General features: G+C 58.4%; 17 protein-coding genes. All 17 read right to left on the bottom strand.

Features of this window, described 5'->3' with window-relative positions:
- Positions 1–58: 58 nt before the first annotated feature.
- Positions 59–544, bottom strand: a complete 486-nt coding sequence (locus F8N62_RS22450) for a DUF1833 family protein (protein ID WP_150712731.1) — start codon at positions 542–544, stop codon at positions 59–61.
- Positions 541–993, bottom strand: a complete 453-nt coding sequence (locus F8N62_RS22445) for a transposase (RefSeq protein WP_150712730.1) — start codon at positions 991–993, stop codon at positions 541–543. The genes F8N62_RS22450 and F8N62_RS22445 overlap by 4 nt, the downstream gene beginning before the upstream one ends.
- Entirely contained in the window at positions 990–3,887 is a 2,898-nt protein-coding gene (locus F8N62_RS22440; RefSeq protein ID WP_150712729.1) for a phage tail length tape measure family protein, read from the bottom strand. The genes F8N62_RS22445 and F8N62_RS22440 overlap by 4 nt, the downstream gene beginning before the upstream one ends.
- A 59-nt stretch (positions 3,888–3,946) precedes the next feature.
- Complete coding sequence (locus tag F8N62_RS22435) at positions 3,947–4,366, bottom strand: superinfection immunity protein (protein ID WP_224791396.1); 420 nt, start codon at positions 4,364–4,366, stop codon at positions 3,947–3,949.
- A gap of 120 nt (positions 4,367–4,486) precedes the next feature.
- Positions 4,487–4,714 carry a hypothetical protein gene (locus F8N62_RS22430; protein ID WP_150712728.1) on the bottom strand — a complete coding sequence of 76 codons (228 nt, stop codon included), beginning with the start codon at positions 4,712–4,714 and terminating at the stop codon, positions 4,487–4,489.
- A gap of 35 nt (positions 4,715–4,749) precedes the next feature.
- Entirely contained in the window at positions 4,750–5,265 is a 516-nt protein-coding gene (locus F8N62_RS22425; RefSeq protein WP_150712727.1) for a hypothetical protein, read from the bottom strand.
- A gap of 45 nt (positions 5,266–5,310) precedes the next feature.
- Positions 5,311–6,480, bottom strand: coding sequence for a phage tail tube protein (locus F8N62_RS22420; RefSeq protein ID WP_150712726.1), 1,170 nt, complete (start codon positions 6,478–6,480; stop codon positions 5,311–5,313).
- Between the two features lie 34 nt (positions 6,481–6,514).
- A complete protein-coding gene (locus F8N62_RS22415; protein ID WP_150712725.1) occupies positions 6,515–6,913 on the bottom strand; it encodes a phage tail terminator-like protein in 399 nt (132 codons plus the stop codon).
- Positions 6,910–7,464, bottom strand: coding sequence for a hypothetical protein (locus F8N62_RS22410; RefSeq protein ID WP_150712724.1), 555 nt, complete (start codon positions 7,462–7,464; stop codon positions 6,910–6,912). The genes F8N62_RS22415 and F8N62_RS22410 overlap by 4 nt, the downstream gene beginning before the upstream one ends.
- A 1-nt stretch (position 7,465) precedes the next feature.
- Entirely contained in the window at positions 7,466–7,846 is a 381-nt protein-coding gene (locus tag F8N62_RS22405; protein ID WP_150712723.1) for a glutamate 5-kinase, read from the bottom strand.
- Between the two features lie 3 nt (positions 7,847–7,849).
- Entirely contained in the window at positions 7,850–8,239 is a 390-nt protein-coding gene (locus F8N62_RS22400) for a protein singed (protein WP_150712722.1), read from the bottom strand.
- Between the two features lie 40 nt (positions 8,240–8,279).
- Positions 8,280–8,867 (bottom strand): hypothetical protein, encoded by a 588-nt coding sequence (locus F8N62_RS22395; RefSeq protein WP_150712721.1) that lies wholly within the window; start codon positions 8,865–8,867, stop codon positions 8,280–8,282.
- A gap of 50 nt (positions 8,868–8,917) precedes the next feature.
- A complete protein-coding gene (locus F8N62_RS22390) occupies positions 8,918–9,886 on the bottom strand; it encodes a major capsid protein (protein ID WP_150712720.1) in 969 nt (322 codons plus the stop codon).
- An 11-nt stretch (positions 9,887–9,897) separates the two neighbouring features.
- A complete protein-coding gene (locus F8N62_RS22385) occupies positions 9,898–10,608 on the bottom strand; it encodes a hypothetical protein (protein WP_150712719.1) in 711 nt (236 codons plus the stop codon).
- A 99-nt stretch (positions 10,609–10,707) separates the two neighbouring features.
- Positions 10,708–11,295, bottom strand: a complete 588-nt coding sequence (locus F8N62_RS22380; protein ID WP_150712718.1) for a hypothetical protein — start codon at positions 11,293–11,295, stop codon at positions 10,708–10,710.
- Between the two features lie 48 nt (positions 11,296–11,343).
- Entirely contained in the window at positions 11,344–12,399 is a 1,056-nt protein-coding gene (locus F8N62_RS22375) for a phage head morphogenesis protein (RefSeq protein WP_150712717.1), read from the bottom strand.
- The gene (locus F8N62_RS22370) at positions 12,392–13,807 is read right to left on the bottom strand and encodes a DUF4055 domain-containing protein (protein WP_150712716.1); all 1,416 of its coding nucleotides are present in this window, start codon (positions 13,805–13,807) and stop codon (positions 12,392–12,394) included. The genes F8N62_RS22375 and F8N62_RS22370 overlap by 8 nt, the downstream gene beginning before the upstream one ends.
- Between the last annotated feature and the right edge of the window lie 3 nt (positions 13,808–13,810).

Below are 13,810 nucleotides of genomic sequence, written 5' to 3'. Positions count from 1 at the left end.
GACGGCAGTTCGCGCCCGCCGTCTTGGTAGATGGCAGTGAGGTATCTCGAAGGCATGGTTAGAGGTACTTAATGCAGGGGGCGTTGAGTGCGTTGAAAGTTTCGCGATTGAAGTTCGTGTCGATGAGGTTGAAATATCCACCGTCGATGCGAACCGTTGCGCCTTCAAAGCTTCCGCCGGAGGTTATGAGGTAGTACGGCCTTTGAGCTGGCTGGCTGAGGTCCGTGCTCAAATACAGCCGTAGCGTGGCGCGGATAACTGCGTCAACGTCCATCGCCTGTCTGATCAGGTTCTGAGCCTGCCCGGTCACGCCGTCGATCGCGAACGTCACTGACTGGCTGCCGGTGTTGTCCTTGGTCGGATATGAAACATCAATCCCGCCAGCCATAAACGTCACCACACGGCCGTCTTCAGTCCCGCATGTCTGATTTTCAAACCCGGCGCAAATCAGGATTGATTCGCTCCAGGCTGCACTGAAAATCTCGAATGTCGGGATAAGGACTTCCGTGCCCGGCGATGCGTAACAAATGTCGAGTGGATTCATGCCTCGGGCCACTCCTTGTTAATCGCCAGATCGATGATGTTTTTGCCGAACCATAGCTCGGGGAAATTCTCCCAGCCCGGCGCGATGAGCGGCCGATCGCGAAGCATGAGCGTGGCGGAGATTTCGAACCTGTTGAACTGCACCAGCTCCGGCCCGTCATACATGCCCTTAATCTTGCACTCATATTCCTTGATCCCGAGCGGCGTCTGAAGCGTCGCTTCAAACCACAGAGTGCCGTCCACCAACGTCCTGGCAAACCAGGACTCGAAGAACGCCATCTGCGCCGCATCCATGTTCCAGCGAGCCCTGATAGTCGTTGGAACAAAAGTGAATTTTCGCCGCTCTCTGAATCGGCCAGACTCAAACTGAGTTTCCATCTTCGGGTTTTCAGTGTTGAACTTGTAGCCATCCTGAAGAGGTCTAGGGAGCTGTTTTGGATACTTGATCATGAGCCCACCGTCGATAAGCCGTATTTTTCAACCATGAGCTGGTGCGCAGATCCATCATTGCTGACGTTTGCCACCCAAACATCAACGTCCACCTGATTCCCCTCGCGCCGACTTTCGGAGCGTCCCGCCTTCGAGGCGTCTTCATGAATGTGCACGGCAACGCTGATCTGTGATCCACCGCTTGATGATTCTGAGGTTTCTGCGCTCCTCTTGGGTCCGGTTGTGCTGAGCCCGGCAGGCATGGCATCGCCGCGGCGCATAGCCTCGACTGCTGCAACACCGCCTGACCGGCTGATGTCGGCCTGAGACCAGACCACCTCGCCTTTGTGGACGATGCCGGCCGGCTGATTGACGCCGCCGGGTCCGGTGTAACCACCCTCGGAGAATCCTTTGATCAGCGCGAAGGCTGCGAGCAGCGCCCCGCCACCGACAACAGCCGCTGCGCCGAACGTACCGATGGAAGCCACCAGAGCGGCAGGCAGCCAGGACGCCAATGTGGTTCCGGCGGCTGCGACTTGTGCCGTGGTTGTTGTGGCAGTAGCGGTCAGAGATGACGCCGTTGCGATGCCGTCTGCTGCGACCTTGGCTGCTGTGACGGTGCTGGTCGATGCGACTTCAGCGGTTGTCTCGGTGGCGATGCCGGCCATACGAGCAATGTGCATCGCCTGCTCGGTTTGTCCGAAAGCCATCTTAATGCCCTGCAGCACGAGCCACTGGACGCCCATCTGGCCAAGCCCATCGAGGACCGTCCGGGCAAGGCTGTCGAAGACGCCGCGAGTCACCTCGCCGAAGCTCTGTCCGTCCAGCGCCATCTTGCTGAATGCGCTTCCGTATCCCGCTGTGACCGTGTCCAGCGAGTCGGTCATGATCGTTTCGGTTTGGTAGGCCACGTCCGCGACCTTGGCCTGATAGTTCTCCCAGCCGGCCGTGATCCCGTTCATCCAGTTGGCTTGGGCGGCATCCACCTGGGCCCAGCCGTTCTCCATGATGGCGATCTGCTGGGGGAACATCTCGTTGGTGATGTCGATCTGCGCTTGTAGGGCTTGGCGCTGCTTCTCGCCTTGGGCGTTCGCCAGCTCGGTGCGAAGCTGGAGCAGGCGGTCGTTCGTGTCCTTCTCGAGCTTCAGCCGTTCTTGTGCTCTGGCTGCTTGTTCGCCTCCCATACCAACGGCTGCGGCCTGGGCGTTCGCTGCGTCCTGCTGATTCTGCAGCTGCTTCTGGATCTGGAGCCGGTACTGCTCAGCCTGGGTGAGTTCGCCGGTCTTGGAGATCACTGCGGAATAGTTGCGCGATGCCTGGGCCAGCGCCTCGCCGTACTGTTCCTGCGTGATCTTGCCCTTGCTGAGTGCGAACTCGAGCTGTTCCTGCTGCTTGGTCAGCTCACGCGCGGCAGCCGCTGCGGGGTCTGCCAACTTGTACAGGCTGGCGAACGTGGACTCAGCAGCACTCAGCGCGCCGGTGTCACTTTTCGGCTTGTTTTTCTTCCCTTCCCGCTCCTTGATATCGGCAATCTTCTGCTCGTATCCGGCCCGGGCCTTGGCATATTCCGCCTGCTGCTTTTCGCCAAATGCACCTGCATCGGTAGCAGTTTTTTTCGCGACGTCGAGCTCTTTCAACTTCTTCTGCAGCCTGTCCATCTCGGACATTGATTCAGAAGTGGCGGCGCGCAGCGTGTCCATAGCCGCTTTCGCAGCTGACTCGCGGGTGTTGGCGTAGGCTTTATCGAGTGCCTCAGCTCCATTTGTGGCAATGGATAGTTGTAGCCGGGTGATCTCAGTTTGTACGCCAGCCATCTGCTTCTTGAAGTCAGCAGAGTTTCCAACGATAGAGTTTTCGCCCTGCTTGTTCAGTTTTGACAGGGCCTCATAGGCGCTAGCGAGCTGCTGCCCAGGAGACTGCTGCCGCCCGATGTCAGCCATTGCATCCCAGGCTCCGCGAGCCTTTGCCCACACTGCATCCCAAGCAGTTTCTAAATATCCGAGGCTCTGTTTTATTTCTTCAGCGCGACGGCTTATTGCGCCAGAGTAGGCTTGTTCGGCCACCATGGCCGCCTGCTGCTTATCCCCTCGATCCTGAAGCGCTCGGATTTCCTCATACTGGGTTGCTGTGAGGATATTCAATTCTTTGTCCAGTTCACGAATAGCGTTCACTGGGTCTTTAGCGATTTTGTTGAAGTTGGCGATCACGTCATCTATTGATTCGCCCGTAGCACTCGACCACTTGACCGCCGCTGCGGCCATGCCCGAGTACATGATTGTGACCGGGTTGCCCGATGCTGCCAGCTTGACCAACGCATCTGCTGCTGCACCGACCGTAACGCCCATGCGCGAGGCTTGCTCGGCGGCATTGATCAGTTCGTCAGCGTTGGTGTTGGCCGCGTTTCCATTGGCAATCAATGCCTTATTGAAGGCTTCCGCCTCGCTGGAACCTTTGTAGTAAGCCAGGCCCAATGCCGCTGTTGCAGCGGCAGCCACAGTAAATGGGGTGACCAGGCCAGCGACGTAGCCGCCCACTGCCTTCAGTGCCGGCACCGCTCCGCCGAAGATGTCCTTCAGTTGTCCACCCTGCTGAAGGAACACCGTAAAAGGTGCCTGTCCGGTGGCAAGACCAACAGTGATGTCAGTGATCTGCGCGGGCAACATGTGCAAATTGTTTGCCGTTTGCGCTGCAGACATTCCTGTCTTCGACAGGGCCTGCGAGGTCTTATCAAGCGGCGCTGTAGTTTTCCCGGCAGACTTGCCAAGCTGCTCGACGCTTGTTGTAGCACCGCCAATAGATGCAGCGGCAGTCTCCCCGCTTTTGTCTACTCGCTTCAGAGCATCGCTCAGGCCGTCGGCATTCTTCTCGGCAGCTCGCGAATCAATGGTTATGACGAGGCGTGATTCTTGCGCCATTGCTTTTCTCCAGGCGTAAAAAAACCGCCAGGAGGCGGCTTCTTAAGATTATTTCCTCATCACTTTTCTAAATCAGATCCGCAATGTTTGCACTTGATCGCGGCCAATAGCACGTCCTCAGCGCAGAATGGACACACCTTGAACTTCTTTGCTTCGGCAGTGGCAAACATCGGCTCGTAAGGCTTCGTGAGTGGAGGAGTGACTTGCGGTTCAGCCTTTTTGAAAGCCCATACGACCGCGACAACCCAGCCAACGAGTGTCCAGCCAAGAAAGAAGTTTACTAGCGCTATGGATGCAATATTCGGATGGCTTTTGAGCCATGCCTCAATCGTTGGGAGCATGTAAAGGGCAGGCACGAAAACCACTGCAGCCATAGAAATGAAAACGCCAAATGCGTTCAGCTCATGAGACGGGATTTTCCCCATTGAGACGCTATAAGCCGCCAAAAACGAAAGGACCAACAGCCTCACCACAAACATGCGAATTTCCTTTTCTATAGCTGCAGCGCTGTAAATACGCGGCCTGAAGGAGGCAATTTACCATTGTCTGAACATATGCGCCAAAGCCCAAAAAACAGCCAGGAAAGTGCGGACCTAGGCTTACCCCTTGTCCTTCTTCCTTTCCTGCTCTTCTTCCCAGTGTTTGCGGAACACATCGTCCAGGGCGAAGATCGCCTCGTCGAATTCACGCCGATCGACTGAAGATCCGTAGGCCAGCAGGTACTCGGTGATCGCGCCCAGGGAGAGTGGAGCGGGCGCAGCGGCCATTCCAACATACTGCCGGCCACGACTGATCGAGTAGTAGGCGGTCAGCAGTTCGTCTCCCACCACATCGATCTCTGGCTGATCCGGTACCGCTACCCTCAGGCGCTCGCGGACTTTTCTTTTGCGGTCGTTCGACTCGCCCGCCCATTCGATCGCCCACCGGTAGGCTTCGATGGCTTTCCCAGGGTTTCCGCTGCCTGCTCCTTCTGGCGCATAGCAATGGCTTGGGCTGCCTGCATGACGACGAAATAAATCTCTGGCAGCTGTTCCATCAGCAGCACGCCTCGCTCCGGGGTGTACGGCGCTGGCTTGTCCGGGTCGTCAAACTCGGCAACGCCTTCCCATTCAATGACCAGGTGCTTGCACGCCAGCTCGACGAACAGCTTGTCCGAATCCAACGGCGGCAGGTCGCCCATTTTCAGCACGCTGAACCCTTCGGTACCGATGCCGTGCTGGCCAGACAGAGCCTGTACATGACGCATGATGACGCGGAAGTCGTTCTTGTAGCCTTCCTTCGCCGCCGATGCCACCTTGATGCGCAGGCCTGCAACCGGCTCAATCCAGCGGGTGCTGATCGCGTCGAGCAGCTCTTTCTTCTGCAGAATAAAGGTCATACGAATCCTTGTTGCCGCCCCGATGCAGGGCGGCGGTCGTGAGGTTTAAACAGTGACGGTGATGTTGCGGGTTACCGTCTTGGTCGGATCGGACACGCTGGTGGCAGTCGCTACGGCCGAGCCGGCGGCAATGCCGGTGACCAGTCCGGTAGGCGAGATGGTTGCCTTGGTCGGATCGCTGATCGACCAGGTGACAGCTTGATTCGCACCGGCCGGGCTGACAGTTGCGCTCAGCTGCTGAGTAGCGGCCACAGCAATCGACACGGAGGCAGGTGTGATCGACACGCTGGTAGGTGCCACATACGGCGCCCGGGTGATGGTTGGCGGCGTGCGGCGGGCTGCGACGTTCAGCTCAACCTCGATCACGTCGGTAGCGGCGCCGTCCGGCCAGTCACCGTTCACTTCCATTTCCGGAAGGCTGAAGGTGTATCGACCATCACTGTTTTCAAGCGTGAAGCTCAGCGCGATTGAGCCGCCGGTCTGCTGCTTGATCCACAGGGCATACGAGGCAGCGGACCACGCGACGGTGATCGAGCCGGTAGCACCGAAAATTGTCGGGATGACGTTGCCCACGAACGCGCCGTTGTTGATGCACCGCTGGGTCTGGACGTTGTTGTCGAACGTCAGGTCCATGGCGCTGATGCAGGTGCCGCTTTCCGGAGTGGCCTCGACGCCGTCCAGGGTCAGGCTGGTGAAGTTTTTGAAGTTGAACCGGTCGGCATTCGCCTCGGGCGCGGCGCTGGCGAAATACGGGGTAGCGTCAACCTTCCCTTCCCAGCCGATCGCCGTCAGGTTGGTGGCGATGGTGATGTCGTCGTCGGTACCGAAGGTGAAGGCCATGCTGGCGACTTGAGCTCCGCGAGCGATCGAGGACACCAGCACGTCACTGGCAAATGATGCCAGGGAGTAGCTGATGCGCTCATCACCCATCGTCAGGACGTTGCCACTCCAGCGGCTGCCAAAGCACGACTCGAGGAAGTCATCGATCGCACCGCCGTAGCGCCACTTCTGGCCGATCTCGCCGGCGACATCGACGGTGGTCGCCGACGTGCCTTGCGACATGCGGTTCTGCGAGATCTCGTTGTTCTCGGCGGTATTCTGGGTCGGGCCCAGACCGTACGAGGTGCGGATCAGTTCTTTCCAGCCGGTGGCCGGGGTAACGCCCTGCGTCACTTCTTCGACGTAGGCCGTTCTGTTCTTGGCGCCTGAACTCATTGGGTAGCTCTCCTGAAAGGATGTGGTGCTGGGCTCAGTGCGCCCGGTATGGGATCGAAACGTTTACTTGCCAGAAGCCGAGGCCGTCATCGCCGATCAGTGCCGACGATGCCGCGAAGCACTCGAATGCGCCCTGGCTGAAAAATTGGAAGTGCTCGACCAGCGTGTCAGCGGCCTTGGTGATGGCCAGCGTCCCCCTGTAGGTCGGAACAAACAGCTGAATCACGATGATCCCGGTCTTGCGTACATGAGGCGTCAGTCCGATCTCAGGCGTACTGGACAGGCCAGGGATGTTCGCCAACCGAGCCCAGATCGGCTTGCCGGCCGGGTCGAATGGCACGTTGTTGTTCGGGTAATCGACGCTGGCAGCTGGGATGCCGGCCCACTGCGTCATGCGGGTGATGACGATGCTGCGGATCTGTTCGAAGGTCATGAGCTATAGGCCTGTGAGACGCCGTGAAATGCAACCGCATAGATGCCGGCGGGCGCCTGGGTCGAGTGACCCTGCTCCAGCCTTTCAGCGTATGGGAGGTTGTTTTGCAGGTAGATGACCGAGTAAGGCGCTGCCGACCTGATGGCGGCACTCGCAGCAGCTATGGTTGCCGACCCGTTGGCGTCTACTCGATTCAGCTGGTAGTAGCCCGGCTCATCAATCGTGACGAAGTTGTTCCCGCGAAATGTGCCACCCACATAGCCGCGACCAGCAGCAAGGTCATTGACGTAGTAGTTCTGATCTCGCTCTTTCTTGGTCAGCTTCTTGTTGCCAAGGGTCGCCGCAATGGCGTCGTAAGCGTCGGCCGCCGCGACATTGCTGGACTTTCGCTCAAGGTTGGCTTTCCAGATGCTTGGGTTGCCGACCGGCGACTTGTAGACAATCTCCTGCATCATGGCCATGGCGATAACTCGCTGGCGGGTAGAAACAGAGTCGTCAATTTCTTGTTTGAAATCGCTCGGAGGCTTGCTCCACCCTCTGCTCTTGGCCATGTCACTTCCTCATCTGGATCTCGTAATGAGCAACTGCAGGGTCCACCCCTGGATTCACGATGGTGTAAACCGCAGGCTCGCCCGTCAGCAGGTCGGTGGTAGTGACCTTGTGGCCGATGGCAGGCTTGTCAGTGGTTTCGTTCGCGAGGCAGATCAGCAGCACGTCACCGACCTTGATGTTCACGTTGTCGATGCGCCGACTGTCGTAGTTGTCCAGCACGCCGCGCCCCGTATAGGTGACGGGCTGGGCGGTTGTCTCTTCGGTCACTGGGTCGTAAACGCCGGGTCCCAGGTACTCGCCTGTGAATGCCTGCACCGCATCGGCCAGGTCAGTGTCGAAGGCCTCGGCCAAGTCGCTCTGGATCTCGTCACGTAATCCCATGGGTCACCTGTACACGTCGAAGCTGTATGCGCTGCGCATCCATGGGTTGAGGAGTGCCAGTGCGAACTGGACATCACCCGGCTGCGCGATGAGTCTGCTGGTGTCGATCGAGGCGAACGTCTTGCTGGTGCTGACCGATCCGGCTTTCACGGTCTTGGCTTCCAGCGACCCTTCGGTCTTCTGCTGGTAGAGCTTTCCGTCCGCCGCCGTCTTGGCGAGCTCGGCGCCGGCCTGCTTCACCTCATCCGGAATACAATCCATATCAATGCACTCCAAGTTCAGCGAAGTCATGTACGCGTTGGCCTGCACGACCGCGCGCGCCTTCTTGTCATCGGCAGCCCATGTCGGCCCGAGGATGGCGTCAACGTCCGCCACGGTGATGTAGGTAGCCATCAGGCCTCCGCTTGAATGAATGGGGCCGAAGCCCCGGGTGTTACTGAGCTGCTTTCAGCAGTGCCAAGAGTTCAGGCTTCAGATCGCCCGACTTGTAGGCGATGCCCTTGGCGTCCAGCTGCTCCTTGAGTTGGGAGGCTGTCAGTTCAGCAAGGGAATCGGCGCCTTCATCGGCAAGCTTGGTCGCGGCAGCCTTGAGGCTCGCAATCTCGCCGCGCAGACCTTCTGCTTCAGTGGCAAGGCCGTCACGTTCAGCCTTCAGGCTGGTGATGCCCTGGTGAATGCCACTCAACGCATCGAACAGGCGGATCGGCAGCTCACCGGCCTCTGGCTGCACAAGCGGAGACAGGCCCTCCGCTGACTCGATCAGGGTGACGATCAGGTCACGCTCGATATTCAGGCGAGCGATCAGCTCTTCCAATTGGCCAGGGTCGCCGCCACCGACAATCACCACCTGGTGAGAATCGACATCGCGCAGCGTTACATCAGGCACATCGGCAGACTCGCCTTCACGACTTTCGGTTGCGTTCGCGTCGATGATGCGCAGCCCTGCTGCTTTGGCCAGCGCCTTCACGTCTTCCTGATACTGGTGAAAAGGTCCTGGCAGATACCAGATTTTGTTGCTCATGGACACGTCCTCGCCAAGCCGGGCGCGCTGCCCGGCTCAGCCTTCAGGGGTTACTTGGAGGCGTCACCGATCAGAGCGACACCGGCGGTGTGCTTGATGCTGGTGGCGGTCTTGTCCCAGTTGGTACCAGTCGCCAGTTCGGCGTCGGTTGGCGACTTGCCGCCAGTGGTGGTGTCCCATGTGTAACCTTTGAGGCCCAGACCGAAGGTGTAGTCGGTCTGCAGCGTGGTCTCGATGCGCTCCTTGCCGTTGACAGTCTGGACGTTGCTGATGATGTCGCGGCCGTCGTGGACCAGAGCGGCACCTTGCACCAGAGACAGGATGATTTCCTTGTTCGGGGTGCCAGCCTGCATCAGTGCAGGAGCGTCCGTAACAACGGAAATCTTGCCGAGGATGTCGACTACGCGAACGTTACCGGCTTGGAACAGCTGCTGCTGGTTCGCCAGGTTCTGGCCGACCAACTTGTGATAGCTGGTGCCCTGCATCACCTGGGTGACCAGGTTCTGGCTTGCGTCGCCGAACTTCGCGTGCGCGTTGTTCAGGCCAGCGTAGGTGATGCCAGCGGTAGCAGAGACGTCGTTGACTGCTGCAGCCTGGGAGGTGATAGCGGCCACCAGCGCAGCGATCGCAGTATTCAGCTGATCCTTCAGAAGGATTTCAGCGAACGCGCGACTCGCAACCTCGATGCCTTGTGCGGTTGGACGCTCAAGCCAGGTCATTTGCGATGGTTCGTAGCGGATCGGACCGAAGCCGCCGGCGACCTTCACCGAGGTGTTCTTCAGCTCGGTCAGGTCGGTGGCAGCGACAGCCGCGTTTGCGCTGTAGCGATCCACTCGACGCTGGGCGGCCGCGAGAGTTTGGAAGAACGACTCTTGCAGGAAGTCGCCAGTGAAGCCGTCAGGGGACAGCACGATTGCGCCGCGGCTCGCGGCGTTGAACGCGGCAAGATACTGATCCAGCGTCTCAAGAGTCGCCGGCATGATGTATTCGTTGAAAACCTGCATTTGCGACAGGGACATGGGTTATTTCCTTACGATTGAGGGAGATCTGGGAACCGGCTCGCGATTGCTGCCTGTCGTTCCTCTTTGGTGCCGCCGATTTTTCCTTTTGCGGCCCCGCCGCCTTTCCCAGCACCGCCAGCCCCGCCGCCCGATGCCTTGCTGCCAGCGATCAGCGGACCAAAGGCCGGATCGTTGGTGAACTCTGCTTTCAGCTCGTCCAGCGTTGCCGCCGAGAGCTTGCCGGAGGCGTCCAGCACAACGACGGTAGGTTTGCCGTCTCGTTGCTCGACGCTCAGTCGGCGTTCGATGTGAGGGAGCAATGCCTTGGCGCTTCCAGGGACGGCCAGAGTGGTCGCGATGTCAGTAGCGGTACGGCCGACAGTCAGATCCCGGATCTGCCCGCCCAGGCTGCCACGCTCCTGTTCCAGCAAGCCGTTCAGCTCAGCTTCACGACGGGCGTACTTCTCGGACCAGGAGCGTTCGAGCTCTTCGACGTTGCCGGACTTGCGGGCCAACTCTTCACGCTCCAAGCGTGCAGCCTCTTCAGCTTCGCGAGCTTTTTTCTCAGCAGCCTTCTTCTCGCCAAGCAGTTCGTCGACCTTGGCCTTGAGGCCTGTCACGTCTTCCGGCTGCGGCAAGCCTTCGATGTTCAGGACGTACTTACCGCCCTTCTCGACGTACATGGCTTGAGTGGCTTCGTCGACGCCTTCGAGGGTGTCCAGTTGGAATTTCAAGGTCATTGCTGTCTCCCAGAGACGTGGTGCAGGCCCTGCCTGCGGACATAAAAAAACCCCGCACCTGGCGGGGTTTGCATTGAAAGCGACTGCTGGAGTGCAGCCTTACTTCGGCTTGATCTGGCTCAACTCTTCATTCAGCCGCTCAACAAAGTAATCTGGAAGCGGAAACTTGAACTTTCCTACTGGCGTTGGAATTACCAGCGAAATTGCTCTCAGATCACGATTGCAGACAACGTGCACCCAAGACGCAACATTAAGCATTAGATGATCACCGTAGAGAAATGTTGTCATTTCACCAAAAGCCAATATGGTTTTCTCTTGCCTCTCGTCTTGGAGATCATGGCCTAACTCAAAGTCTCCATACTTGGATGATAGGTACAGCCACAGACCGCTAACCTCAACCGGCAAGCGTCCATAGTTCACCAACGAAATCTCATACAATCCGTCGATGCCTACCTTTAAATTTGGAAGGTCCTCTCGCCGCTGCCTGTCTGCTAGGTAGAGGGCGACTGCCGCGGCCGCTAAGGTCCCCAAACCAGAAACCCAATCACCGGTGGAACCCATCAGCTCCTTCAACGATTTGGCAGGATTCTCGTCGGCAGCCATATCCAGACTGAACACAATTCCGGCAGTAAACGCGATTGGCAAACCAAGTACACCAATCACAATCGCGGCGATCTTCCATTTCATAACAGCCATCCTGCAAAAAGCTGCAGATTCTACCTTAGAGACGTAACTTCACTCGCTAAGGCTTAATCCGGCTCGCTCAAACGCCATCGCCTCACGCTCGCGAAGTTGCTGAAGCGTCAGCGTCTTGCCGTTGTCATCGATGAATTTATCGAGGGTCAGCTCGCCCTTGCTGAACAGCGCGTACCGGTTCGGCCCAAGGATGTCGCGCTGAAACGATGCTGGCTGGCGAGCAAGCCATTCCTGATAGCTCGTCTTGCTCGATACCAGCGCCACCCCATCAGGACCGATTGAGGGCCGGGTTGAGCCAGCTATCTCGCGCGCAAACTCATCCTTCAGCACCGGCACGATTGTCGTGCGGCACCCCCAGTGATACGGCGGTCGCGGCCCATCCAGCGGGATGATCGTCTGATCAATGCTCATGCAGAACAGCGTGGTCTTGGAATCGAGCGTGGCAACCCGGCGCATTCCCTGAAGAATGTCGTCGTTGGCCTTGAGCGTTTCGACCCTCGCCGTGCTGGCGATGTGGTTGGTCATGGTGCGAACCAGCGACGACGCCTGATCATGCTGTAACTGATGAACGCTGGTGAGGCGCCGACCGATCTGCTGACTGGTTTCGCCCAGGCTTGAACCGATCTGGATCTCGCCGATGATCTCGGCGGCCTTCTTGGTCCCGAACTGGTCGAGCGCGCCGGCGATGCTGTTGCGCTGCACACCCTTGCGGGCTTCGAGCTGCAATGGATCAGCCAAGGCCGCAGCCGCGACCATCTCCGCCGATGGCACGCTGAGCTGAACAACGGCCTTCACAACCTTGCCCAGCATCGTGGCGTTGAACTCAGCCTCGTAGACCGCGAACTCGCCCAGGTCCAACTGTGCCCTGCCCTTCAGGTCGTCGTAGATGCCCCGCAAATCGCCTTGGAGCGTTTCTATCTGCGAGGTGTACCGTTGAGACCCGTATGCGCTCAGACCTGCTGCAACGCGAGCCTTTGCCGTGTTGATGGCTTTGCTGAGAAAGACCGCCACCCGCTTCAGGTTTCCGCCGGCATATCGCTGGACATAAATCTGGTGGCGAGTAGCCGCATCCTCAAGAAAGCCTTCATTACTCATCGTTTCCACCTACAGGAGGCGCATCCGCCAGCTCTTGATCGATCTTGTCGTCAGTACGATCAGCCTCAAGGACACCGCCCTGGCGCAGATTGGTCCGAACATCTGACTTCGCAATGAAGCCCTGCTGCCAAAGCTGGACTTGAGCAAGGATGTCTTGCGCGGTCATGGTCTCGTCGAAGAACGACTGGTTGAGCCAGAACACAGTGCCCTTTTCGTCGAACTCGCCAATCATGAAACGCTCAGCGTCGAGAATTGCTCGCTTGAGCGCCTCCGACACGTTGCCGGCGATGGTGCTCAGGACTGAGTTGTCAGAGCTGTATCGGATGCGAACAGCCTCTGCCGTCTCCGCGCCGCCGCCCTGCTGGACGATACGGGCACCGATCATAAGCATCTGCTCTTCCTTGTCCTTCATCAGGGTGCGAGCCAGCTGGCTTTCGTCTGCCTGAACCAAGGTTGCGGTACCGGATTTGCCGAGGTTGTAACCCCGTGTAGAGCCGATATGCATGCCGTTTGGGTTCAGCTTGATGAAGCTGTCCGGATCGATGTCGGTGGTGATGAACAGCGTTGGCTGGCTGCTGATAAACCCGCTTTCTTCAACCGTGGCGCTGTTGCCGTAATGCAAGATGTTCACGTCTGCCAGGTCTTCCAGCGGCGCCTTGTCGATACTGGCGTCGTTGTTCTGGGACCCGAAGAAACTGAACGGAATATGGTCGAAGGGTTGGCCAGACTTGTCAGTTGGCTGGGCTTCCGTGTAATCGGCCTCACCTTCCTTGTACACCCGCTGGTAGTAAACCCCATCAATCAGCAGAAGTACGCGGTTCTGGTTGTAGGTTTCCCTGGACAACTCAGCCGGATCGAACTCAGTTACGCGCTCTTGCAAGTTCACATATATCAGGCGCTTTACACCGTCGATAACCTGCTCATCCCAGTCGATAACCGAGAGAGCGTCGTAGAAGTGGATCAGGGCCCGCTTGGTGGCCAGATCAGCCATCGACGAGACACCGCTCTCAGCGACGACCGTCGGGAAGTCAACGAGAAACCCGCCGCGCCCAGTGTCCAGGCACTCGCCTACCGCCTCTTTCGAAAGCTGCTCAAGGCTTGTTCCGTCGCCGCTGGCGTTCTCTTTGAGGTAGTCCACTCCGGTCGGGATGGTCAGTTCAGCCGTCTTGCGGAACACCGCACCCAGCAGACCGGTACGAGTTCGCCCGGTCACATTGAGGAACATCGCTCGCTTCTTGTACTGCTTGTACCGCGACTGGTTCTCCGGCGATTTGTTCTCCGGGTCTGGCTGCGGCAGGTAATCGTCGTGCTTGCGGATTTCCCGGGCACCCGCCACGCAACGCTTCACCAGCAACCAGCCCGGCAAAGCATCTGCGTACTCTTTTCGAGTGTCGCTGTAATTCGCCATGAA

It is taken from the genome of Pseudomonas fluorescens, assembly GCF_902497785.1.
Classification (GTDB): Bacteria; Pseudomonadota; Gammaproteobacteria; order Pseudomonadales; family Pseudomonadaceae; genus Aquipseudomonas; species Aquipseudomonas fluorescens_BO.
Note: the sequence above shows the minus strand (reverse complement) of the source record. Positions and strands in the feature narration are given on the sequence as shown.